At 53.6% G+C, this 24,575-nt stretch carries 20 protein-coding genes and 1 pseudogene; 2 read left to right on the top strand and 19 right to left on the bottom strand.

What is annotated here, in order from left to right; translation table 11 throughout:
• The 6 genes from WIH05_RS06145 to WIH05_RS06120 form a co-directional block, all read right to left on the bottom strand.
• Positions 1–621 (bottom strand): copper homeostasis protein CutC (locus WIH05_RS06145; protein WP_337425129.1); only part of this gene is annotated, 621 nt, incomplete at its 3' end.
• Positions 622–656: 35 nt separating this feature from the next.
• A complete protein-coding gene (locus WIH05_RS06140; protein WP_022273290.1) occupies positions 657–1,631 on the bottom strand; it encodes an oligopeptide/dipeptide ABC transporter ATP-binding protein in 975 nt (324 codons plus the stop codon).
• A gap of 11 nt (positions 1,632–1,642) precedes the next feature.
• Entirely contained in the window at positions 1,643–2,623 is a 981-nt protein-coding gene (locus WIH05_RS06135) for an ABC transporter ATP-binding protein (RefSeq protein WP_022273289.1), read from the bottom strand.
• Positions 2,624–2,649: 26 nt separating this feature from the next.
• A complete protein-coding gene (locus WIH05_RS06130) occupies positions 2,650–3,567 on the bottom strand; it encodes an ABC transporter permease subunit (protein ID WP_022273288.1) in 918 nt (305 codons plus the stop codon).
• Positions 3,568–3,586: 19 nt separating this feature from the next.
• Complete coding sequence (locus WIH05_RS06125; RefSeq protein WP_022273287.1) at positions 3,587–4,507, bottom strand: ABC transporter permease; 921 nt, start codon at positions 4,505–4,507, stop codon at positions 3,587–3,589.
• A gap of 56 nt (positions 4,508–4,563) precedes the next feature.
• A complete protein-coding gene (locus tag WIH05_RS06120) occupies positions 4,564–6,225 on the bottom strand; it encodes an ABC transporter substrate-binding protein (RefSeq protein ID WP_337425128.1) in 1,662 nt (553 codons plus the stop codon).
• Between the two features lie 324 nt (positions 6,226–6,549).
• Here WIH05_RS06120 and WIH05_RS06115 point away from each other — a divergent pair, with 324 nt between their 5' ends.
• On the top strand, positions 6,550–8,040 hold the full coding sequence (locus WIH05_RS06115; RefSeq protein ID WP_022273285.1) for a M81 family metallopeptidase: 1,491 nt from the start codon (positions 6,550–6,552) through the stop codon (positions 8,038–8,040).
• Positions 8,015–9,025 (top strand): Gfo/Idh/MocA family oxidoreductase, encoded by a 1,011-nt coding sequence (locus WIH05_RS06110; protein ID WP_337425127.1) that lies wholly within the window; start codon positions 8,015–8,017, stop codon positions 9,023–9,025. The genes WIH05_RS06115 and WIH05_RS06110 overlap by 26 nt, the downstream gene beginning before the upstream one ends.
• 69 nt (positions 9,026–9,094) lie before the next feature.
• On the opposite strand, the gene nrdG is transcribed toward WIH05_RS06110, so the two are convergent.
• From nrdG to WIH05_RS06045, 13 genes and pseudogenes are all read right to left on the bottom strand, one after another.
• Positions 9,095–9,583 (bottom strand): anaerobic ribonucleoside-triphosphate reductase activating protein, encoded by a 489-nt coding sequence (nrdG, locus tag WIH05_RS06105; protein WP_158356945.1) that lies wholly within the window; start codon positions 9,581–9,583, stop codon positions 9,095–9,097.
• Positions 9,584–9,873: 290 nt separating this feature from the next.
• Positions 9,874–12,006: an anaerobic ribonucleoside-triphosphate reductase gene (nrdD, locus tag WIH05_RS06100; protein ID WP_022274382.1), complete on the bottom strand. Its 2,133-nt coding sequence runs from the start codon at positions 12,004–12,006 to the stop codon at positions 9,874–9,876.
• Positions 11,993–12,628: an SMC-Scp complex subunit ScpB gene (gene scpB, locus WIH05_RS06095; RefSeq protein WP_158356943.1), complete on the bottom strand. Its 636-nt coding sequence runs from the start codon at positions 12,626–12,628 to the stop codon at positions 11,993–11,995. Before scpB ends, nrdD begins: the two co-directional genes overlap by 14 nt.
• Complete coding sequence (locus WIH05_RS06090; protein ID WP_022274380.1) at positions 12,625–13,416, bottom strand: segregation/condensation protein A; 792 nt, start codon at positions 13,414–13,416, stop codon at positions 12,625–12,627. Before WIH05_RS06090 ends, scpB begins: the two co-directional genes overlap by 4 nt.
• A 182-nt stretch (positions 13,417–13,598) precedes the next feature.
• A complete protein-coding gene (locus WIH05_RS06085) occupies positions 13,599–14,453 on the bottom strand; it encodes a metallophosphoesterase (RefSeq protein WP_022274379.1) in 855 nt (284 codons plus the stop codon).
• Between the two features lie 5 nt (positions 14,454–14,458).
• Complete coding sequence (locus WIH05_RS06080) at positions 14,459–14,722, bottom strand: hypothetical protein (RefSeq protein ID WP_022274378.1); 264 nt, start codon at positions 14,720–14,722, stop codon at positions 14,459–14,461.
• A gap of 28 nt (positions 14,723–14,750) precedes the next feature.
• Positions 14,751–16,205, bottom strand: coding sequence for a serine hydrolase (locus WIH05_RS06075; RefSeq protein WP_337425126.1), 1,455 nt, complete (start codon positions 16,203–16,205; stop codon positions 14,751–14,753).
• Between the two features lie 93 nt (positions 16,206–16,298).
• Positions 16,299–19,505 (bottom strand): DEAD/DEAH box helicase, encoded by a 3,207-nt coding sequence (locus tag WIH05_RS06070; RefSeq protein ID WP_337425125.1) that lies wholly within the window; start codon positions 19,503–19,505, stop codon positions 16,299–16,301.
• 44 nt (positions 19,506–19,549) lie between these two features.
• Positions 19,550–21,316, bottom strand: coding sequence for an arginine--tRNA ligase (gene argS, locus WIH05_RS06065; protein WP_022274374.1), 1,767 nt, complete (start codon positions 21,314–21,316; stop codon positions 19,550–19,552).
• A 146-nt stretch (positions 21,317–21,462) separates the two neighbouring features.
• Entirely contained in the window at positions 21,463–21,804 is a 342-nt protein-coding gene (locus tag WIH05_RS06060) for a sporulation initiation factor Spo0A C-terminal domain-containing protein (protein WP_022274373.1), read from the bottom strand.
• A 109-nt stretch (positions 21,805–21,913) separates the two neighbouring features.
• Positions 21,914–22,300: pseudogene (locus WIH05_RS06055) on the bottom strand (peptidoglycan-binding protein); the annotation flags it as partial.
• Between the two features lie 494 nt (positions 22,301–22,794).
• A complete protein-coding gene (locus WIH05_RS06050; RefSeq protein ID WP_337425124.1) occupies positions 22,795–23,646 on the bottom strand; it encodes a hypothetical protein in 852 nt (283 codons plus the stop codon).
• A 574-nt stretch (positions 23,647–24,220) separates the two neighbouring features.
• Positions 24,221–24,559 carry a hypothetical protein gene (locus tag WIH05_RS06045; protein WP_337425123.1) on the bottom strand — a complete coding sequence of 113 codons (339 nt, stop codon included), beginning with the start codon at positions 24,557–24,559 and terminating at the stop codon, positions 24,221–24,223.
• Between the last annotated feature and the right edge of the window lie 16 nt (positions 24,560–24,575).

Below are 24,575 nucleotides of genomic sequence, written 5' to 3'. Positions count from 1 at the left end.
TCCCTTTCTTCCTGTGGTATGGAAAACTACGATTCCAGTATGGTCATGGACTTCCTGGATGTTCCATTTTTTAACACCACAGCCAGCCATGATGTCGATCCGGCCTGCGGCAGCCGCATATACGTCCTTTAACAGATCCTTACCGGCAACCACGTCGCTCTGCTGTCCGGATGTAAGGATCGTCTTACAGCCCAGCTCAATGGCCTTTTCCAGTGTCTCCATGGGATCTCTGGTCATATCGAAGGCACGGTGGAGCGTAACATCCATTCCGCCTGCGCAGTCCATCATCCGTTTCATCTTCTCCATATCCAGGTCTCCGTCGGGAGTTAAAGCACCGATCACAACGCCGTTGGCTCCCAGAAGACGGAACATGCGGATCTCGTCGCACATTAATTCCATTTCCTTCTCTGTATAGAGGAAGTCGCCAAAACGGGGACGGATCAGGATATTTGCTTTGATATGGTCGCAGTCCTCCATTACCTGGCGGAATACGAACGGGGACGGTGTGCAGCCGCCGATGGCTAAGTGAGCACAGAGCTCAAGTCTGTCAGCGCCGCCCTTCCATGCGTTCACGCAGGACTGGTAGGAATCCACACATGCTTCAATTAACGGTTTATTCATTTTATCAGTCTCCTTGTTTCTCTGAATTTACCATCCTATTTCTTATAGAGATGACATGCAACAAAGTGGCCCGGCTCGACCTCAACTCTCTCCGGTCTCTGCTCTAAGCACTCCGGTCTGCATTTCTTACACCGGGCGGCAAAGGGACAGCCCTTGGGAAGGTTGATGGTGGACGGGATATCTCCCTCCAGGATGATCCTCTCCTTATGCAGCGTTGGATCCGGGATCGGAACTGCGGAAAGAAGAGCCTCTGTATAAGGATGCAGCGGAGTCTTGTACAGCATTTCCTTGGGAGCGGTCTCCACAACGAAGCCCAGGTACATAACGGCGATACGGTCAGAGATCATCTCCACAACGGAAAGGTCATGGGAGATAAATACGTATGTCAGCTTGTACTCCTCCTGGAGCTTATGGAGAAGGTTTAATACCTGTGCCTGGATGGAAACGTCCAGAGCGGAGATCGGCTCGTCGGCGATCACCAGATGGGGGTTTACCGTAAGGGCACGGGCAATTCCGATCCTCTGCTTCTGTCCGCCGGAGAACTCATGAGGATAACGGCTGGCATGCTTATCGCTCAGACCAACGATCTTTAACAGATTGTTTACGATCTTTGCCCTCTCCTCTGCACTCATGTCCGTATGGATCAGGAGCGGCTCCTCGATCAGCTCAGAAACTCTCATACGGGGATTTAAGCTTCCCGCCGGGTCCTGGAAGATCATCTGCATATCCTTACGGATGGGACGCATCTCATCCTGGGAGATATGGGAGATCTCTTTTCCCTGGAACCAGATCTCGCCGGAATCCGGGATCAGAAGATGGTTGATCAGACGTCCGGTGGTGGACTTACCACAGCCGGACTCGCCTACGATGGAGAAGGTCTCGCCTTCGTAAACGTCAAAACTTACGTCATTTACGGCATGAACGAACTTTGTCGGCCTGCCTAACAGAGATTTTCCCACTGGGAAAGTCTTAGATACATTTTTTAATGAAAGAATTACGTTCTTTTCCATAATCTGTTTCCTTACCCTTCCTGTGTCCGCCAGCATCTGCACTTCTGGTCTTCACTGATATCCAAAAGCTCTGGTTCCTGCTCTCTGCACTTGTCGGTTGCATACTTGCAGCGCGGTGCGAAACGGCAGCCAGTCGGCATGGAAGCCAGATCCGGTACGCTGCCCGGGATGCTGGGAAGCACTTTTACGCCCGAACCTAACTTCGGCACGGAAGCGATCAGTCCCTGGGTATAGGGGTGGGACGGAGTGGCAAACAGCTTCTCCACCGGTGCCATCTCCACGATCTTTCCGGCATACATAACGATCACGCGGGTACACATCTCTGCCACAACGCCCAGGTCATGAGTGATCAGCAGGATACTGGAGCCGTCCTCCTTCTGGAGCTTTTTCATCAGGTCCAGGATCTGGGCCTGGATGGTCACGTCCAGGGCGGTGGTGGGCTCATCGGCGATCAGGAGCTCCGGGTTGTTGCTGAGGGCCATGGCGATCATGACACGCTGGCTCATACCGCCGGATAACTGGTGCGGGTAGTTCTTTAATACCCGGGCCGGATCAGGGATACCGACCTTCTTTAACATATCTGCCGCATGGGCCAGAGCCTGCTCCTTGGTCATATCCTGGTGCAGGCGGATGGTCTCGATCATCTGTTTATCGATCCGCATGGACGGGTTCAATGCAGACATGGGCTCCTGGAAGATCATGCTCATCTTGCCGCCGCGGATGTCGCGGATCTGGGCGTCGCTGGCTTCCACCAGGTTGACGCCGTCCAGCGTAGCTGAACCGTTGGTGACCTTACCGGGAGTATCCTTTAATAACTGCATGATCGATAAAGACGTAACGCTCTTTCCGCATCCGGACTCTCCCACCAGACCCAGGACCTCTCCGCGGTACATATCGAAGGAAACGTCCTTGATCGCAGTCACACTGCTGGTCTTACTGGAGAAAAATTCTGTGCGTAAGTCTTTTACGCTGAGTAATACTTCTTGTGACATATTGGCTCCTTTCCTATTTCCCTCTCTTACTTGATCTTCGGGTCAAGAGTATCTCTTAATCCATCGCCGAACAGGTTGAATGCAAGAACTGTGATGAAGATCACAAGACCCGGCAGGTAAACCATGTGCGGTGCGGTGCTCAGGTAGCTTCGGCCCAGGGAAAGCATTGCGCCCCACTCCGGGTCAGCAATGTTTGCGCCGAAACCGAGGAAACTTAAGGAAGATGCTGCCATGATGGCAGAACCGATTCTCATGGTGAAGTTTACGATCAGGGACTGGAGCGTACCCGGGAAGATATGGACAAACAGGATACGTCCGTCCTTACATCCAAGGCTCCGGGCCACCTCTACATAGAGGGAGCCTTTCACGGCCAGGGTCGCACTTCGCATGATACGGGCAAAGCTGGGGACCGTAAATACGGCCACAGCGATGAATACGTTGACGATGCCAGGGCCCAGAAGAGCTACGATGGCGATGGCAAGCAGGATATCCGGGAAGCTGAATAATACGTCAGCTCCGCGCATTACCAGCATCTCGATCCAGCCGCCGTAGTAGCCGGCCAGAAGTCCCAGGACCGTACCCAGGGCAGCGCCCACGATAACGGAGGACAGGGATACGCCGAGAGTAAGGGGAGTACCTGCTAAAATACGGCTGAAGATATCGCGGCCGTACTGGTCTGTGCCGAATAAGTGGCTGGCGCTGGGGCCTGCCAGGATATTGTCATAGTCGTATGCTTCCGGCGCATAGGGGGCAAGGCTCGGTCCGAAGAGAGCCATGAGCAGAAGGAAGCACATTACGAAGAAGGCGGCCACTGCGGTCTTCCTCTTCATGAATTTTTTGATAAATTCTTTTGTTTTATTGGTTTTGACGCTGACGTTCTCGTCAATATAATTTTCCTCAAAAGAGGTATCGGTTTTCACCTGTTCATTCTGTGTGTTTGGCATAATATCCTCCTGCTTGCTGTTAATCGAGGCGGATCTTCGGGTTGATCACGCCGTATAATACGTCAACCACCAGGTTGATGAGAACGTACTGGAGGGCAAAGATCATTAAAAGTCCCTGGATCACCGGATAGTCACGGAATGAGATGGAGTCTACCAGAAGACGGCCCATTCCGGGGATGGAGAAGATGTTCTCCGTGATAACGGAACCGGATAACAGTCCGCCGATCTGAAGGCCAAGGATCGTAACGACCTGGATCAGGGAGTTCTTAAACGCATGGCGGAACATAACGATGGACTCCTTCTGTCCTTTGGCGCGGGCAGTACGGACATAATCCTCTCTTAAGGTCTCAAGCATGGAGGAACGGGAATATCTGGCAAGGGTAGCCATGATACCTGTACCCATTACTAAAGACGGCAGCACCAGGCTCTTCCAGGACTCCAGGCCTGCGGACGGGAGCATGCCCATCTTTACAGAGAAGAACTGGATCCCCATAAGGCCCAGCCAGAAACCGGGAGCAGAAAGTCCGCAGATGGCTAAGAACATACCGCCCAGGTCCGCCCAGGTCCCTCGTTTGATGGCACACATCACGCCGATAAAGATACCTAAAAACGGAGCCCATACAAGGCCTGCACATACTAACTGGATGGTGAACTGGAATCTGGACCAGATCAGCTCAGTTACCGGGATATTGGACTTTAAGGAACGGCCCATATCGCCTTTGAATAAGCCGATCATATAGTCTGCATACTGCTTTAAAAGCGGATCGTTCAGCCCGAATTCTTCACGGATGGCTTCGATCTCTTCCGGTGTCGCCTCGACGCCTGCCAGAGTCCTGGCCGGATCGCCGGGGATCAGATGGATAAACATAAACACAAAAATGGAAATAATTAACATTAAGGGAATCGTTTCCAATAAACGTCTAGCTATATAGCGCCCCATTGAATACCTCCTGATGAAAACGGAGCAGTTTTAGCTGCTCCGTTTCCGATTAAATATTATTCGTGATCCAGACCAACTGTTCTGAATACCATTGTTCCGCCCGGTTTGTACTGGATGCCGGTCACGTAGGTCTTATAAGCGTTGATGGTGTTATCGTTGCCTAAGAAGATCCACGGGCACTCTTCCCATGCGATTGCCTGAGCCTTGGCATAAGCCTCTGCGATCTGGGTATCGTCGGTCATCTTTAACGCGTCATCAAGGAGCTTGTTGAATTCTTCGTTATTCCAGAATGCAGTGTTGTAGCCTTCCGGCGGGAACTTCTCGCCGTGAAGGATGCTTCTCATGGAGCCGTCAGCCTCGTAAGAACCGGAAGCCCAGTTTACATACCACATCTGAACGGTCGTATCCTCAAGCGGCGCGCTTGTCTTTTCTGCGTTGGCAGTGGACTCGTTGGGAAGTACCTTTACGTTGACATTGATCTGGGACAGCTGCTGCTGTACAAATACAGCGCCCTTCTGCTCGATGGTGGTGTTGTCAACGATCAGCTCTACGTCGAAGCCGTCTTCAAATCCAGCCTCTTTCATAAGAGCCTTTGCCTTTTCCAGATCCGGCTTGTACGGAGTCTGCTCAGCAAAGAAGCGGATGGAATCGGAGAAGATGGAGGTGGGTTCTTTCGCATAGCCGTTGAATACGACCTTTGCGTATGCCTCACTGTCAAATGCGTAGTTGAACGCCTGACGGACTCTCTTGTCAGCGAACGGCTTTCTTCCGTCCGGAAGAGCCCACTCGGTGTTCAGAGTTACGTATCTGTATGTAGTTGCCGGTGCCACGTCGATGATGATGGACGGATCACCTTCGATCTGGCCAACGTCTGTGGTGGGTACCGGGTAGATCACATCAGCCTCGCCAGTCTGCAGCATAGCGATACGGGCTGCATCCTCCGGAACCACCTGGAAGGTCAGGCTGTCTACGGACGGGCCTTCCTGCCAGTAGTTCTCGTTGCGCACCATCTTGGTATAGCCGCCGTCTACTCTCTCAGAAAGTACGAACGGGCCTGTACCAGCAGAGTTCTTTGCAAGATAATCGCTGGCGTTTTCCATAGCCATAGCCTTGGGAGATACGATACGGAACTGGGTGATCTTGTTGATGAATGTGTTGTTGGGTTCTTTTAATTTGATAGTCACCTGGTATTCGCTGTCAACCACAACATCCTCCCAGGCATTGATGGTTCTCTGGAGCGTTAAGCTGGAATCCTTCAGACCACGGTCATATACGGCTCTTACGGATTCTGCGTTGAACGGCTCGCCGTCGTGGAACTTGATGCCCTCGTTTAATACGAAGGTATAGGACTTACCATCCTCGGATACGGACCACTCTTTTGCAAGCAGCGGAACCACGTTGGTATCCTCGTCGAAGGTAAGCAGTGTCTCGTACATTTCGTTGGTGACCTGGTTGGAAACACCATTACTGGAAACGTGCGGATCCAGGTGGGTCGCGTCCGCCTGGAGTGCGATCACAATGTCATTGTCCGGAGACTTGGCTGTGGACGCTTCCTGTTTGGCTGCCTTGGATTCTTTTACTGCGGCTGCATCTGCAGTCGTTGTTTCTCCTGCGGCCTTGGCTGTGGTAGACTCTGCTGCCTTATCGCCGCCTCCACATGCGGCAAGGCTGAGCACCATAGCGCCCGCAAGAGCGATGGATACGATTTTCTTTCTCATCTTTTCTGAGCTCTCCCTTCTCATTGTATAATCCTAATACTGCCGGGCGTGCCATTACACCCGTCGGAATTACAGATTTTATTATAACGTATTTTGTTATTTTATACAAGTATTTTTAAAATTAATCCGTTCCATTCCTTATTTTTAAATGTTTTTACCAAAAATTTTTTATCATTTTTGTCTATTCTGCCTTTTCTTTTTTTTAGAATCTCAGGCCGGTTTTATTTACAAAGACGCAGTACAGTGGTAAAATAAACGCGGTGGTTTGAATATAAAACCTTCAGCCCCTTATTATCAAAAAATTTATACAGGAGAGGTATCAGAATGAAACGAGTCTTAGTTGCAGCCATGCATCATGAATCCAACTCCTTCAACCCCATCGTTGCGGGAGAGAACGAATTCCGTGTACTCCGCGGACAGGAATTTTTTGAGAACTTCCGCGATAACGATTCCCTGACCGGCGTTGTAAAGACCTTAATGGACGCAGGCTATGAAGTGGTCCCGGCTGTTTCCTGCCGTGCTGTCCCCAACGGAGAGGTGGACTACGACTTCTACCAGGGCATAAAAAATGAAATTCTTGAGGTGGCCAGAAAGGAAAACGAGAAAAAACCGTTGGATGCCATCACCCTTTCCCTCCACGGCTCCATGCGGATCAAAAAGATCGGAGACGCTGAGGGCTATTTATTAGAGGATCTGAGAAAGCTGTTCCCGGATATCCCGATCTTCGCATCCCTGGACATGCACACTACCATGACCGAACGGATGCACAAAAACTGCAACGGCTTCGTGGGCTATAAGTGCGCGCCCCATACAGACTGCACTGAGACCGGCATCCATGCAGCAAAAATGACCATCCATGCCTTAAACGACGGCGTTCAGGCAAAATCTGCCTGGGTACGGGTCCCCATCCTCATTGCAGGAGAGCAGTCCTCCACCACTGTGGAGCCCATGATCACGCTGATCAATGAACTCCGTGAGACCGAGAAAAAGGAGGGCATCATGGCCGCCTCCTATCTGATGGGCTTCCCCTGGGCCGACAACCCGGACAGCTCCGTAGCCGTTTATGTGGTTGCGGAAAACCAGGAGCTGGCAGATGCAGAGGCCCTGCGGCTGGCAGACTTTATCTGGTCCAAAAAGGATGAATTCTGCTTCCAGACCGAGGCTCTCCATGAAAAAGAAGCCATCGACGCAGCCTTCGAGTCCATTGGAAGGGGACAGTATCCCGTATTCCTTTCCGACTCCGGAGACAACCCCACAGCCGGCTCCTCTTCGGATGTGACAGAGTTTGTAAAAATGCTCATCGCTGATGAAAGAGTCCTCTCTCTCCCGCACCCGGTGGCTTACGGCGGCTTTTATGATCCCGAGGCCACAAAGGCCTGCGAAGGCAAGGTGGGTCAGGAGATCACCCTGACCTTCGGCGCAAAATTTGATACAAAGACCTCCAGCCCGGTGACTGCAACCGGAACCGTCATGAACTACGTAAAGGATTGGGACGGTTTTGGCCGGTCCAACGGCGACGTGGCCGTGTTCCGTACCCACAATATCGACATCATCCTGGCCGAACAGCACATCGGCTATGCCGGCCCCAGGGTCTTCCTGGATATGGGCCTGGATCTTTCCAAAGCTCCCATTGTGGTCTGCAAGCTCGGATATCTGGGTGAAGAGCATGAGGCCTTTGCCAAGAGAGCGATCCTGGTGCTGACGAAGGGAAGCACCAACGAGGATTTAAAGACCCTCCGCTACGAGACCGTACCGCGTCCCCTGTTCCCGTTGGACAATGGCTTTGAATATGATCCCAGAAAAAATCTCCACTAGGTTCCGGATCGGGATCATCGGTCCCGGCTCCATCTGTGTCACCTATGGAAAAGCCCTGAAGGCTTCTGACACCGTATCCCTGGCCTGCATCTGCGGCCGGGATACGGAAAAGGGAAGGAAGACAGCGGAGAGGTTCCAGGTCCCCTACTATACGGACCAGGAGCAGATGTACCGGAACGAGGCCCTGGACGGGGTCCTCATCTGCACCCCCACCTATACCCATGAGGAGATGGTCCGGCGGGCTCTGGCCCGCCGGGTCCCTGTGATGTGTGAAAAGCCCCTGGCCCTGGATGCAGAGACGGCCCGGAGGCTGGTGGCGGAGGCAGCGGACGCAGACGTTCCCTTTATGGTCATGCAGGTGGTCCGTTTCTGGCCGGAGTACAGGGCCCTGGCCCGGCTGATCCGGAGCGGACAGCTGGGGAGGATAAAAAATGTCTACATGAGCCGTCTCTCCTCTCACCCGGACTGGACTGTCTGGCACCAGGATCCGGAAAAATCCGGCGGAGGGCTTTATGATCTCCATATCCATGAGCTTGATTTTTTATACAGTGTTTTCGGTCCGGCGGAAACGGTTTACGCCATTGGGGATAGGGAGGAGAACGGATGCTTTAACAACGTTTCCACCTGCCTGCGCTTTTCCTCGGGTGTTCCGGCAGTGGCCGAGGGCTTTATGGATATGATCGGGAATTTCCCGTTTTCCGCGTCCTTCCGGGTAAATGGCGAAAGGGCCTCTGTGGTCTATGAGAGCCGGGATGGGGCCATGACGCTTTATAAGGCGGATAAGCCTGGAGAGGAGCTGGAAATTCCCAGATACGATCCGTACCGGGAGGAAACGGAGTATTTTGTGGACTGTGTCCGCAGTAAAAAAGAGACCGCGCTCATCCCGGGGACGGACGTGATCTCTGTTCTGGAACTATTGGATGCGGTAAAGGAATCCTTGGTTTCGGGGAAGGCGGTGAGACTTTCGCGGGATTCTGGAAGATAAGGAAGGAGCCTGCCTGCGGCAAGGTCTCCCTCTGCGGGATGGAGCGCCGGACGCTCCGCTCCGGCGGGATCAGGCGTGGAGGACCACACGGCCTTCGGCCAGGGACCGCTTCACATCAATGACTCTCTGATTGGCACTGCCCTTCCAGTGAAGGGCGGTGTCTTTTTGTTCTTCTATAAAAGGACCGTCCACCAGTACGTCTGCCAGGGGCATAAATGGAAGGTCTTTTACCTCCTCCCAAAGATAGCCGGTATAGATCCAGATGGTCTTGTCCGGGAAGGTTTCATGGATCTCCTTTATGAGGGCTCCGATCTCGTCCCGGTTGGCCATGTGGAGGGGATCGCCGCCGCTCATGGTAACGCCGGAGATGTAGGGCTGACTGAGCTCGGCAAACAGCTCCTCTCTGGCCGCATCGTCGAAGGGGATCCCGCCGCAGATATCCCAGGTGATGGGATTGTGGCAGTTCTTGCAGCCATGGCTACAGCCTGCCACCCACAGGACGGTGCGCAGGCCGTCGCCGTTTAACATGTCGTCTTTGGTAATATTATGGTATCGCATGGGTATTTTCCTTTCTTTCCGTCCGGAGTGTGGGGGCTGCGCCTTATGGCAGAGGCTTCCCGGACACGCCTTGGTAAACAGGATCGCACGGCGGGTAACTCCTTCCGCGGGGTGCAAAGCCGTGACATTCATCATTGGGCGAGGGGAATGGGAATTCCAAAAGTGGCCTTTATGGACGCCCAATGATTCATGTGAGGGCTGCGCCCTATGGCAGAGCCTTCCCGGCCCCTCCTTTGCGAGCAAGCTCGCACGGCGGGTCCTGGAAGGCTCTGCCGCACGGCTTTGCTGGATTACATACTTTTCCTTTCGGCGATCTCGGCCATTTTGGCGTCGTTTAGGCGGGTGTCGCCTTTGACACGGGAGTAGCTTAGGTAGCCGTTCATCCGGTCGATCTTTGTCAGGTTTTTGCTGCCGCAGACCGGGCATACGTCCATGTTCAGCTCTTCGTGGCCGCAGTCGTCGCAGTAGGAAAGGGACAGGTTCACGCCCTCGTAGAAGCCCATCTTCATAGCCCGGCGCACCAGGGATTTGATGGCTTCTTTGTTATAGTCGATGGGATACTTCACATACTGGATCTTTCCTCCGTTGGAGAGCTCCCAGAACCGGTATTCCAGATTCTGCTTCTCAATGGGGGTGATATCCTCGGTCACATGGCAGTGGAAGCCGTTGCTTACGTACTCCCGGTCGGACACGTTCTCCACGATCCCGTATTTTTCCCTGAACTGCTTTACCTGGAGGCCGCACAGGTTCTCCGCCGGTGTGGCATAGATGGCGTACAGGTTTCCGTCGGCCTCCTTGAATTCGTTGACCTTGTCGTTGATGTGCTGGAGCACCTCCAGGGCAAACTGGCCGTCCTCCACCAGGGACTTGCCGTTGTAAAGCTGCTGGAGCTCATTAAAGGCTGTGATCCCGAAGGATGCGGTGGCTGTTTTAAGGAGAGGCTTGATCTTATCGTGGAGGCCCAGGTGGCCGCCGTAAAAGCCGCCCTCGCAGTAAGCCAGCGGATTGGTGGAGGCCCGCATCTCGCCCAGATATGCGTAGGTGCGGATATGGATCTTCCGGATCAGCTCCAGATAGTAGTCCAGGACCTGGTAGAAATCGCGGCTCTCCTGGCGGGCCTTTGCCAGGATCATGGGCAGGTGCAGGCTTACGACGCCGATGTTGAAGCGGCCCACGAATACAGGAGAATCCTGTTCGTCCGCCGGCTCCATTCCACCTCTTTCGTACCAGGGGGACAGGAAGGCGCGGCAGCCCATGGGGCTGATGATCTTTCCATATTTCTTATACATGCTGGCAATATAGCCCTCTCCTGTCAGGGACAGCCAGTCTGGATACATGGTCCGGGAGGAGCACTCGATCCCCGCCTCAAACACATCCTCCAGCTCCTTTCCGGGGCCGTGGAGGTTTTCATCATAAAGGAATACCAGCTTCGGGAAAAGGACCGGCTTTTTATGGTCTTTCTTTCCCTGTCCCTTTCTTCTGACGTTCAGCATGGTAATAGTGGCCATTTTGGCGAACCGGCTGGTCCCGGTCCCTGCGGTCATAGTGATAAAGGGGTAATCCCCGCGGCTGGAGGAAACGGAATTAAACTTGTACTCCCAGCCCTGGAAGCCCTGCTCCATGTCCCTCTGGACGTCGTTCCAGGCCACTTCCTTTGCTTTCTCCTCAGAAATGCCCAGGTCCGTATATTTTTTAATATATTTTTCATAGGACTTTTCCGCATAAGGGGCCAGGATATTTTCCACACTGGGGACTGTAAAGCCGCCGTACTGCTGGCTGGCAGCGCTTAAAACGATATCTCCGATCACGTCAAAGGCCACGTCCAGGGTCTTGGGCTCGTTATACCACAGGTTCCCCATTTCAAAGCCGCCGGTGAGCACAGTCTGCACATCAAAAAGACAGCAGTTCATGGTATCGCGGCGGGCGGACATATCATGGATATACAGATATCCGTCCCGGCAGGCCTGGAGCTCCTCCACGGTCATGAAAAATTTCTGGTACAGGGACTTATTCAGCTCGTTGAAGATCAGGCTCCTCTTGGTGGATACCAGGGCACTGTCCGTATTGCTGTTTTCCTTGTCTCCGATGTACATGATGGACTGGCTCTTTTTGTACACCTCGTCCAGCATCTGCACGAAATCCTGCTTATAGTTCCTGTAATCCCGGTAGCTCTTGGCCACCAGGGGATTGACCCGCTCCAGGGCTCCCTCCACAATGTTGTGCATCTGGGCAATGGGGATCTCGCCCACCTCCATCTGCTCTGCCTTCTCCTCTACGAACTGGCAGATAAAATTGATCTCCGCCCGGGAAAATGTGATCATAGCCCGGTTGGCGGACTTATTGACGGCCACCACCACCTTCTGTACATTAAAATCCTCCCGGGTGCCGTCTTTTTTTATGACTTTGATATCACTGCATCTCATGGTCCTGTTCCTCCTCGTTTTCTGTCGTTCCATCCAGCAGCCCGCCTGGGCCTGCCTTCAGATTCAGCTCCTCCTCTACCTCTGACCGGATCTCTTCTTTCTGTTCCAGATCCATCTCCGGCAGATTCTCCGTGGAGCTCACTCCAAATCTCCGCAGGAATTCCTCTGTGGTCGCAAACAGTGCCGGTTTTCCCGGCGCGTCCAGCCTTCCTGCCTCATAAACCAGATTATATTCAATGAGGCGGTTCACCGCATGATCCGATTTGACGCCTCTTATTTTCTCAATATCCGCCTTGGTCACCGGCTGCTTATAAGCAATAATGGCCAGGGTCTCCAGGACTACGTCCGACAGCACCTGCTTTTTCGGCGCCGCAGCCACCCGGATCAGGTTTTCATAATATCCGGTCCTGGTACACATCTGATAGCTGTTTTCCAGCCGCAGCACCTGCATTCCGCAGACACTCTCCTCATAACGGGCCTTCAGCCTTTCTGCGGCAGCCTCTGCCTCCGGTTCTCCCGTTTCCAGGGCCGCAGCCAGCTGCCGGATCTCCACTGACCGGCCCATGGTAAAGAGCACGGCCTCCACAACGGCCTCCTGCTCCCTTAAATCCTCTACTCTCATCCGATTTCCTCCGCCCGGGTCCCAGTCTGGTCCCTGGTCTCCTCCGGCTCCAGGGCCTCGATCATCATATCGTCAAACAAATGCTCCTGGGTCAGATGGATCCGGCCCATTTTCATCAGCTCCAGAAGGGCCAGGAACGTGACCACGATCTCCGTCTTGTCCCTCTGGCGGCTTAGCATGCCCCGGAAGCTGAACCTCCGGTGCCTCTCAGCGTATTCCAGCACAGCCTCGATCTTTTCCTCCAGGCTCACCGGTTCCTTTTTTATGGTCCCGAAGGTACTGCGCACCGGATCGATCTTGTCTTCCCGGCGCTTCATCACGGATTCAAAGATCTTCTGGAGCTTCGACAGGGTCAGGCCGTCCAGAAGCTGGTCCAGATCCACCGGCTCCTCATACTTTTCCACCTCTCTGGGGATCGTCGGGGCCTTATAAAAGACCTTGTCTGCATCCACTTCCATGTCCTTCAGCTCCAGGGACATGTATTTATACGTCTTATACTCCAGGAGCCGTTCCACCAGTTCGGCCCGGGGATCCTCTTCCTCCCCTTCCTCACTGACCTCCCGGGGCAGCAGCATCCTGGCCTTGATATCCAAAAGTGTCGCTGCCATCACCAGGAATTCGCTGACCACATCCAGGGATTCCTCTTCCATGCAGCTTACGTATTCCAGGTACTGGTCCGTGATCTCTGCAATGGGGATATCGTAAATATTGATCTTATTTTTCTCGATCAGGTGGAGCAGCAGGTCCAGGGGACCCTCAAATTTCTCCAGCTTGTACGACAGTTCCATGTCCTCTCCTCCGCCCGGGGCTGTTGTCGGGATCCGCCTCCGGAAGCCCTCCGGCAGCCGCCGGCTATAAAAAGAGAGTCCCGCGTTCCGGAACTCTCTTCCTGGGCATTGCTAACACAGTATATCAGACTTTTCATCTGCTGTAAATAGGTTTGCCAAAAGATTATGCAACAAAATATTGTTTACGGTTTTAATTTCACCACTAGAACTTGTGGTTTGTCACAGAACCTGATATTGATGGAATGGGTCCCCAGTCCCCGGCCCACCAGCATCCTGCGCCCTTTCTCATCCGTAAATTCACCGGCACAGCGGGGGTAAAAAAACTGATACTGGGGCGTCATGACCCCTCCCAGAACGGGCAGACGGATGGTTCCGCCGTGAAAATGGCCCGAAAGGGTCAGATCCGCCCCCCAGGCCGCATATTCCTCAAAAAACACAGGAGAATGGGCCAGGAGAATGGAAAACCGTTTTTCATCTGACTTTCCCAAGGCCTTTTCCATAAATCCCGGCTCCATGGACGGCGTTCCCGGCCGGTAATACCGTTCCGGCAGGTCCACCCCGTAAAGGACCAGATCCCTGTCCAGGCATACATGGCCGTCTGAAACATGGACGACCCCCATTTTTTCCAGGGCCTCCCTGTATTCCCAGTACTTGTTTCCGTAGATCTCCGTCTTGTTTTTCATACGGAGCTCGTGGTTGCCGTTGCCGCAGTATACAGGAAATTCCCCGGCCAGGGCCTTTATAAGCCTCAGAGACGTTTCCAGTTCGCCCTTCCCCTTTGCCACCATCATGTCGCCGCCGATGAGGACAGCGTCCGGCCCTGCGGCTCTTATGGTCTCCAGCAGCCGCCGGTTGCCGGGACCAAACTCTTTATCATGAAGGTCTGTTAAAAAAACAAGGGTCCGGCCGCCTTCCGTAAGCTTCGGAGAGCAGATCTCATAGGTGTCCGTCACCAGGCAGTCCTTTTCATACTCCGAACGTCCCAGGAACAGAGCCGCGGCCGCTCCGCCAGCCAGAAGGCCGGGAATGATCCCCATGTCTCTTATTCCTTATGGTCAGAGGCGTTCTCCTGGGCCTCTGCCGCCCGGGCCTGGACTGCCTGGGCCTGGCTCTCCAGTACGCTGACGCCCAGATCAACGATTCCTGCCAGGGCCTGTCCATAGGATTTGATCTCCGGATTTTCCTTCATCAGCTGGTCCAGCACTGCCTTGATCTCACCGTGGATCAGAACGGTACAGCCGGTGGCTTTTTCCCCTGTTTTTCTGTTCTCATATTCTGCCTCTGTAACTCTGATCGGATTTTTCATATTTTTCTGTTCCTTTCCAAAATTTAACCTACTGCCGGACCCAGACGCCGTCTGCCCCGACATAATACGTCTGATCGATCCAGGCGTTCCGGACCATGGCTCCTCCGCTCCCCAGATAGAACCACTTATCCCCGTCCTGTCTCCAGTCATTCTTTACCATAGAGCCGTCTGAACGGAAATAGTACCAGTCCTCTCCGTACTTCTGCCAGCCCTTCTGCATTTTTCCAGCATCGTCAAAGCCATATTCCGCTCCGTCGATGACCGCCCGGCACCCCTTAAGGAGCTGTCCGTCAGCCGTGCGGAAATACCAGCCGTCTCCGTTCTGCACCCACTGATGGTACGGGCCGCTGCCGAATGCCTGGAGCTTTTTATAGCCATAATCCAGCATGGCCTTCGTATCCCCGTAATGGGTGCTTCTGGCCTTTAATACCACAGCGATCAGCCGGACCCCATCCTTTTCTGTACACGTTACCAGGGTATTCCCCGCGAGGGAAGTATACCCGGTCTTTCCGCCCACCATCCCTTCGTAATATCTGGAATCACTGGGATAGAGCATTTTGTGGCCCGGCGTGATGGTACGGGCGGCTGCCGCCTTTGTAGCCGGGAACTCATAGCTTAAGGAGGAGCTGATCTTTTGGAGCGTCTCATTTTTAAAGGCGGCCCCGGCGATCTTCGCCATGTCCCTGGCCGTAGTATAGTGGTCCGGGTCATTGAGGCCGCTGGGATTGGTGAAATGGGTCCCCGTACACCCCAGCTCTGCTGCCCTCTGGTTCATCAGGTCTGCAAATCCCTGGATACTTCCTCCCACATGCTCTGCCAGCCCGTTGGCTACCTCATTGGCCGATTTCAGCAGAAGACCGTATAAACAGTCCCGGACTGATACCCGGTCCCCCTCCTGGAGATTTAAGGTCACTGCCCCGGATTCCAGGTTCGTCACTGCGGTTTTAGAAAATACCACCGTATCGTTCAGATCTGCCTTTTCCAGCACCAGAAGAGCCGTCATCAGCTTTGTGATGCTGGCCGGGTACAGCTTTTCATCTGCATTTTTTTCAAACAGCACTGTATTATGGGTGGCATCAAAAAGAATGGCCGCCTCCGCCGACACTGCCGGCATGGAAAGCTCCATGTCCTGGACGGCTCCGGCCGTTCCGTTTACCGGTGCGTTTGTTCTGTATTCCAGGATCCCGGAGGCCGGAGCGGTCACAGTCCCTGTCTGGGAGCCCGTAGGGCCGGACTGGGTGCTCAGATCTCCCGCCTGGGGACCTGTGGAGCCGGACTGGATGCTCTGGTTCCCCGCCTGGGGGCCTGGCTGGTTCTGGGCCTGGGTTCCCGCCCCACTCTGGCTCTCCGGCACGATCTGGACTCCCTGGCCTGCCGGATTGCTGACGTCCAGTGGTGTGATCAGTATTTCTGCCTGGGCCGTCTGGGCCATACAAAGGGCCATGGCCAGTCCCAGGCTCAAGATCCGTGTTCTCTTAAACATTGTCTGTCTCCCTGCATTGTAGATTTTCGTACTCTCAAGTATACCATGCTCCCGCCGTCAGAATCTTAATATTTTCTGACGATTTTCACGCGATCATGTGTCAAGCATGGCCAGCAGGTCCTCTCTGGTGAGTCCGGCGAAGCTTCCGGTCCCTTCAGTGACCACCGAGTCCGCCAGATCCCTTTTTCTTTCCTGCAGCTTCAGGATATTTTCCTCCACTGTGTGGCTGGTGACCAGCCGGAATACGGTCACCTGGTTTTCCTGTCCCATGCGGTGGGCCCGGTCCGTGGCCTGGTCCTCGGCCGCCGCGTTCCACCATGGATCATAGTGGATCACCACATCCGCCGCCGTCAGGTTAAGGCCCGTTCCTCCGGCTTTTAAGGAGATCAGGAACACCATCACATCATCCTTGTGGAAGTCCGATACCATCTGCATCCGCCGGCCCTTTGGCGTGGCCCCGGTCAGCATGTAGAAGCGGATCTTTTCCTTTGAAAGCCTCCCGGCGATCACATCCAGCATGGACGTGAACTGGGAAAATAAAAGGATCTTATGACCAGCCCTGGTCCCGTTTTCCAGAAGCTCCATGCACGTTTCCAGCTTGGCCGATCCGCCCTTATACCGCGGAAAGCACAGGGACGGATCGCAGCAGATCTGTCTGAGGCGCAGAAGCTCCGCCAGGATCTGCATCCTGTCCTCCCCTGTCTCCAGTTCCCCGGCCAGCAGCCGCTCCTTTAATGCGGCTGCACTGGCCGTATAGATCCGCTTCTGCTCTCCCTCCATCCGGGAATAGAGCACTGTTTCCATTTTGGATGGAAGCTCCTTCAGCACATCCCTTTTCAACCTTCTGAGCAGGAACGGGCCGATCATCCGGTGAAGCCGTTCCAGGGCCTCACGGCTCCCGTCCCGCACAATGGGGGTCTCAAAGGTCTTTTTAAACTTCTGATATGTGAACAGAAAGCCGGGCATGAGAAAATCAAAGATGCTCCACAGCTCTCCCAGATGGTTTTCCATGGGAGTTCCCGTCAGGGCAAACCTGGTCCTGGCACTGACGGATTTTACAGCCCTGGACGCCTGGGTCGCCGCATTTTTGATGTATTGGGCCTCGTCGATGATCTGGTAGCGGAAATCCATGGACCGGTAAAAGGCCAGGTCCCGCTTCAGCAGATCGTAGGAGGTAATGACAACGTCCGTTCCCCCATCCTTTTCCGCCGAAAGCCGTTCAAAAAGCTGCTCCCTCTCTCCCTGGCTTCCGGCTGCGGCGGCCACAGAAAGCTCCGGCGCAAACCGGACGATCTCGTTTTCCCAGTTATAGACCAGGGAGGCAGGACATACGATCAGGGTCCTTCCGCCGCCCTGTCTTTTTTCATCCAGGAGCAGGGCGATGATCTGGATCGTCTTTCCCAGCCCCATTTCATCGGCCAGGATCCCGCCGAAGCCATAAGCGTCCAGGCTCTTCAGCCACCGGTACCCCGTTTTCTGGTAGCCCCTCAGTACAGCGGCAAACGGCTCCGGTATCTCAAATTCACTGTCCTCCACGTCCTTCATGCCCCGGACCACTGCCTTAAAAAGCTGGTCCCGGTAAAAGCTCACGCTCCGGTCCTCCTTGAGCATTCCGTCCAGGAACATGGCGCGGTACATGGGAAGGCGGATCGGCGCCGGTCCTGCCAGCTCCTTTTCCACTCCCAGGCTTCTGGCCAGCCTGGATACCGTCAGAAGGCCGTCATCTCCCAGAGCCAGGAAATCTCCGTTTTTCATCCGGTAAAACTTCTTCCCGGCGTCATACTCTGCCAGGATGGCACTTAATTCCTCCCTGGAGATCCCATCGGTCTCCACCTCCAGATCCAGCCACCGGTCCTCTGCCTTTACTCTTACGGATACGTCTGCCGGCGGCAGGACCCGGAATTTCTTAAAGGACTCCGAAAGGAAGATCTCTCCCAGCTCCATGAACTGGCCCATTCCCCCGGAAATAAGGCGGTAGACTGCTTCATCGTCATTCCGGATCACCAGATTCCTGGTTCCATCCTCCGTATATTTAAAATACCGGGTAATGGTCTGGCTCACCCGGAATTCTCCCGGAACATCCCGGCAGATCTCTCTGGGCACATTTTCGTCCTCCAGAGGGTGAAAGGAAAAATCCCCGTAGGACAGCTCCGGTCTCAGAGTCACTTCCCGGGGGCCCGGACTGTCGAAATAAAAGGAGCACTTAAGCTCCTTTGGCCGGAAGCTTTCCAGATCCAGGTCCCGGACCTCCAGAAGCTTCAGCATATCCAGCTTCTTTAAGACGCGTTCATAAAACAGAGGCATATCCCGGTCATTGATGAAGATCTCCCTCTCCGCGTCCTGGCCCATGACCGTATATTCCATCAGGACCGTCAATGCGTCCGTGTATTCCTGGTCGCAGATGCAGACCGATCCCCAGTCCGCCACAAGCAGATGCTTTTCGCCAGAAAACGCCATGATCTCTTCCGGAACTGTGAGCTTTACCCCGTCCTTTCCAGTTTTCTCCACCCGGAAGCAGATCTTCGGATTTTCCTTTTTTACCGTCAGGTTCCGCTTCTGGCGGCGGGGATCCTCACATTCCAGGCTCCTGCCTTCCAGGATCCCAAAAAAACGCTCCCGGGCAGACTTTCCCAGGACCAGTTCCTTAAGGACCGGCTCTGTCTCCAGAGCTCCCCGCTTAAACTGGGCATAGGACTCCCTGTATGCGCCCACCAGCTCCAGGACCAGAAGCACCAGGGGGCGGCACTCCTCCTCAAAGGCTGTCAGACTGTGGTGAAAGGATCTTCCTTTCCCGTACTCCAGGAACCGTTCAAACTCCACAGCCTGGGAAAAGGTCACCAGATCCTTTACCGGAAAGACCTTTTCCCGGAAGATCTGGAAGCGGACCCGGATCTGGTCCCTGGAAAAAGAGACCAGGGGGATCAGCTTCATCCGCCCCTCTTCTCCGTCTCCCATGATCCGGCCCACCTCCCGGTTGGTATACTCCCGTACCATGAAGCGGACCTTCTGGGACGTGGATACCGGTTTCAGGCCCTCCGTCCCTTCCTTTCTTATATACGCTCCATATACAGCCTCTCCATGGGGGCAGAGGACTGTGCTTCCTCCTTCTCCATGGCAGCCCAGCGAGCAATACCCGGTCCGCTTCCCATTTTTATCCACACGAGAACAAGAGTAGTCAAAAATCTGACTACCCTTGCGCAGAATACGGACTCTGTACCGTTCCGTACCGTCGGTCACTTCTCCTCTGATCTCCGTTTCACCTTTCCAGAAGGTATCTGCGGAAAGTCCGGTTACCTCCATGATGCCCCCCTGTCCTGTTTCCAGTCCTCTGGTCCTGCAGGATCCTACATCCGCTCCGGTGCTTCAAAGCCCAGAAGATCGATGCAGGTGGTGAGCACGCTCCTGGTGAGCGTTACCAGGCCGATATATCCCGCCTGCTTCTCTTTATCCTCTTCTGCAATGATCTTCGTTTCATGGTAGAAGTGGTTTAAAGCGTTGGAAAGCTCATAAATATACGCACAGATCTTATGGGGAGCCAGTTCTTCAAAGCCTGCCTCCATTACCTCGCTGAATCTGGATAAGGCCAGCATCAGAGTCTTCTCCGGCTCTGCCTCCGGCGGCAGGATCACCGGATCTTTCGGAGTCCCGCAGACAGCCTCATATTTTTTCAGGATCGAATTGATACGGGCAATGGTATAGAGGATATACGGCCCCGTATTTCCCTCAAAGGACGTGAACCGCTCGATATCGAACACATAATCCTTGGTGGCCTGGTTGGAAAGGTCGCCGTATTTTAATGCGGCCAGTCCCACGATCTTTGCGGTCTCCCGGGCTTCCTCCGGAGAGATGGTCCGGTTTTCCATGATCCGGTTGTAGGCGGCTTCGCTGATATCAGCGATCAGGTTTTCCAGCCGCATGACTCCGCCTTCCCTGGTCTTAAAGGGCTTTCCGTCTTTGCCGTTCATGGTCCCGAAGCCTACGAAATCCATTTTCCGCTCCGGTGCCACGATCCCGGCCTTCTTTGCCACCCGGAACACCTGGGTGAAATGAAGGTCCTGACGCTTGTCCACCACATAAATATAGTGGTCCGGATGGAAATCCTGCTCCCTCTCCACAATGGTGGCCAGGTCGGAGGTGGCATAAAGAGCAGCCCCGTCGGATTTCCTGATGATGCAGGGCGGCAGCTCCTTGGTATCTGTCTCCTCTGCAATATCCACCACCAGGGCTCCCTGGCTCTCATAGGCCAGGCCCTTTTCCACAAGATCATCGATCATCGCGGGGATATAGGGCTGGGCATCGCTTTCACCCTTCCATAAGTCAAACTCCACGTTCAGATTGGAGTAATTTTTCTTTAGATCCTTTAAGGATACGCTCATGATATGGTTCCAGATGGCACGGTAGGGCGCATACCCGCTCTGGAGCTTAAAGGTGGCCTCCTGGGCCCTCTCCTTAAACGCCTCATCCACCTTGGATTTTGCACTGGCTGCCGGATAGATCTCCTCTAACTCAGAAATCGTAAAGGGCGGCTCCTCAGGATACTCTCCTGTATAGCCTTCGTCAAAATAGCAGAGCTCCGGCTGACGCTCCTTTAATTCCTCAATGATCAGACCCATCTGGAGCCCCCAGTCTCCCAGATGAACATCGCCGATCACCTTATGGCCCACAAAACGGCCCATGCGCTTAATGGCTTCACCGATGACAGCGGCACGGAGATGGCCCACGTGCAGGGGCTTTGCCACATTGGCTCCGCCGTAGTCCACGATCACAGTCTCCGGATGCTCCGCCGGCTCCATTCCCAGCTTCTCTCCAGTCCGCATCCCATTCATATAATCGGCCAGAAAGCCGCTTCCGATCTTCAGGTTAATGAAGCCCGGCATAACAGCGGAAACCTCCTCGAAGATCTCGCTGTCCTTTAAATGCTCTACCACACCGTTTGCGATGTCGATGGGTTTCTTTTTATAGGCTTTGGCCGCAGCCATGGCGCCATTACACTGATATTCGCAGAGGTCCGGGCGGTTGGATAAAGTCACCTTACCGTAGGTGGCGTCGTAGCCTGCGGCGGTGAAAGCCCTTTTCATTTCCTCTGTGATCCGGTCAAGAATCTTTTTCATTGCTTTCTCCTTCTGTTCTATATGGCAGATTCATTTATTATAACCCATGGGGAACGGATTTGGCAAGTGTTTCCGCGGAGATTCAGCAGGGAAGGAAAAGACCGGAGTCCCCTGTACGGGACTCCGGCCTTCCACTGGAAACGGCCTTATTCTTCTTCATGCTCCGCCATATAGGCCACCAGACCGTCAATGAACTGGGCGTTCTTCGGCTTGGCATTGAATGGATACGGAACCAGCTCCTTTAAGAACTGCCGGTTTCCATAATTCCATATCATATCTACCATAGTCCTTATGTTCCTTTCCACACAGAAGGGCGTTGTATGATAACGTTCGGCCACTTCATTATACAGCCACTTGCACTGATAAATGGTCTTTCCGCTGTCCATGACGATCTCAATGGCAGTGGCCGTATAATAAAAGCCCAGGTAGCCTCCATTGGCGCCAAGAATACGCAGCAGTTTATGGGCAGCATTTTCTCTGTTTGTCATTACGCCTGTCTCCATTTCTTTTGTAGATTTGCAGCATCTTAGTTCTGTTCCTTTATTGTAGTATGGACGCTGTAAGACGAAAATAGAATCATGACGACAATTTTCGACTTCACTTCAGTTCCGCGATCCTTGTGACTCCCACATAAATATGGGAGATCTTATACCAGGTGGAAAAATCCACCGTTCCCGTCACCGGAAGGCCGAAGACCGACTGGAACGCCTCCACCGCCCTGGCTGTGGCCGGGCCGTAGATCCCATCTGCGGCGATCCTGGGAACCGCCGAATAGACGGTGGCGACCGCATCCAGCTGCTCCTGTATCTGGCGGACCTTGTTTCCGCTGCTGCCTATGACGAGATCCTCCCCCGGCCAGGAGGCCGGGATCCCGGAAATGGCCTCCGCTGTATTGATATACAGATCGCTTCCGTAGAAGTACCGCAGGATCTCAATGGGACTGTACCCGCGTTCACCAAGGTCGCAGGATCCCCACTGTGTCAACCTTTTCGCTTTTGCGTACATAGTTCCTTCTTTAATTATATAGGTGGAAAAATGGTCGGAAATGACCAGAGATATTACATGTATTATCCACGGATCCAGGCTGTCTGTCAAGCCCCTTTCCGTGTCTTAAGCCCCTTGCCAGCGTTCCGGAGACAAAAAAGTAAACCATGTATCTTGCAATCAAGATTGGCATATGCTATAATGCCGATAGGCAAAAAGACAAAATGTTTCCTTGCGAAACAGCAAAACGAAAATCCCCGGATGCGCGTCCGGGGATTTTCTATTCCGTTTAATAGTGGTGGCTTAAACCACAGGCTAGTTACCGGCTACTTATCACTGTCTAACCATTTGCAGATGAGGTGGCAAACCACGCCTGCCACAACAGTGACGATAAAAGACAAAATGTATTCCATTACGAAACACCCCCTCTCCTTACCGGTATAGGGGCGGTAACGCGCCTATTATACTACACACTTCCAGACATTTCTACATTTTTATACGATTGTCAGTGCTCCCCTCGCATCTGCCTGGCACCGGATCTCGCCCTGCAGCATGGCTCCATCGGCCCCAAAGGCAAACACCTCGTCGCCGATCTGCATGAGCCTTCCGGTGACCATTGCACCATCAGAGCCAAGGTAATACCACTTGCCAGCCTTATCCTGCTTCCAGGCGTTGGCGACCATCACTCCGGAACCGTCAAACCAGTACCACCGGCCATCGGGATCCCGGTGCCAGTCGTTGCGTACCGGCTCTCCTGTGTCTCCGTGATAATATCTCCAGATCCCGGCCTCCTGGATCCAGCCGGATTTCTTTTCCGGCTCCGGCGGAGCAGCTTTGGCCCCATCATCCAAAACAACTACCGTGTGCCCCTTTGTCCTCGTTACCAGGATATCCCCACGCAATAAGTAGTCTGGCTTTTTACAGTACTTGTCATCTTTTAAGATATCAAACTTACCGGTCGCCCGCAATGTACTCACCTCATTGGCTGTGTTAAAACTGGCCACTTTAACTCCGGCATACAGGCAGCATACCCGGACGGCTTCGGAGCAATCCGTCTCGCAGGGTGACAAAATCTTGCTGGCATCATATCCATATCCAGCAGCAATAGCAATCAGGCTTGTCCTGTGATCCTGGCAGTAACCGATATTATTGTTGGCGCAAATGGATTCCATGTTGTGGGCAATCAGCTCACGAACCTGCCTATCTTTCGCGCGGATAACGACCCACCCTTTGCTATGCAGATACCAATCCTGCGTGGATACCTCCCTTCCTCCCTTCTGGTCTCCCGGCTTTCCTCCATTGATTCCGCCATTTTCATTCGATCTTGCACTTCCAACTCTTACCATATGTGTTCCTCACTTTCTGCATAAAAAGAACGCCCCTCCGAAGAAGGACGCTCTGGTTACTTATTTCTGTTCCCTTTAAAAACAATTGACTTTTTAACCGGAATGAAATATTCTGGGTGTAGCTAAGGGATGTAGCTATATGTCCACGGACATGATGAAAGCCCCAGAGTGCCAGCTCTGGGGTATTGACATTTTAATCAGAATGGAATATGATGAGTGTAGCTAAGGAATGTGGTGAGTTCCATATGCTTCTAAATGAAAACCCCAGAGGTGCCCGCCTCTGGGGTTTTCTTGTTCGTTACGGTGAACCACTCCGTTTAGGCTGTTGCTGCCTATCTGTTACGGTCCAGCCATCTGCATATGTAGTAGCTAGCTACACTTGCTCCGACCGAAACAAGAAAAGTGGTGAGTATTTCCATCTGCTTCCACCTCCTTTCTGCTGGAGGTTCGACAGCATCTTTATCCTACCATATCTTCCGACAGGTTTCTACCGTTTTCGTATTTTTTCCCTGTTGCGACGTCGCAATAAACATCCGGCTTAACCCCGCCGGCCGGGAGATACCGGATCACCTCCTTAGGACTTGTCCATGGGCCTTTTCTGGTAGCCTGTCCGGTCCCAGATTTCTTTGAGCCGCTCCCATCCGTCCATAGCTACCAGTGCCACGATAAAGGCCCCGATCATACACGCAAAGACCATATACCAGGTGATCTCCCGGTCCATCCACGCCATCAGCGCCACAAAGGTCACCGGGCACAGCACCAGGGACAGCACGATCACCACTACCGACGTGGGGAGCTTATCCAGGCCCGGCCAGGACTTGACTACCTGGGTGACCGTGGACACCACAAAGGCCATCACGCCGATGGCCACCAAAAGATACGATATGTACTGCATGATTACGCTAAAATCCATTCTATTTTTCTCCTTC

Origin of the sequence: Alitiscatomonas sp. (assembly GCF_037242085.1) — a bacterium.
Classification (GTDB): domain Bacteria; phylum Bacillota; class Clostridia; order Lachnospirales; family Lachnospiraceae; genus Alitiscatomonas; species Alitiscatomonas aceti.
This window is presented reverse-complemented; position numbering and strand designations above follow the sequence as displayed.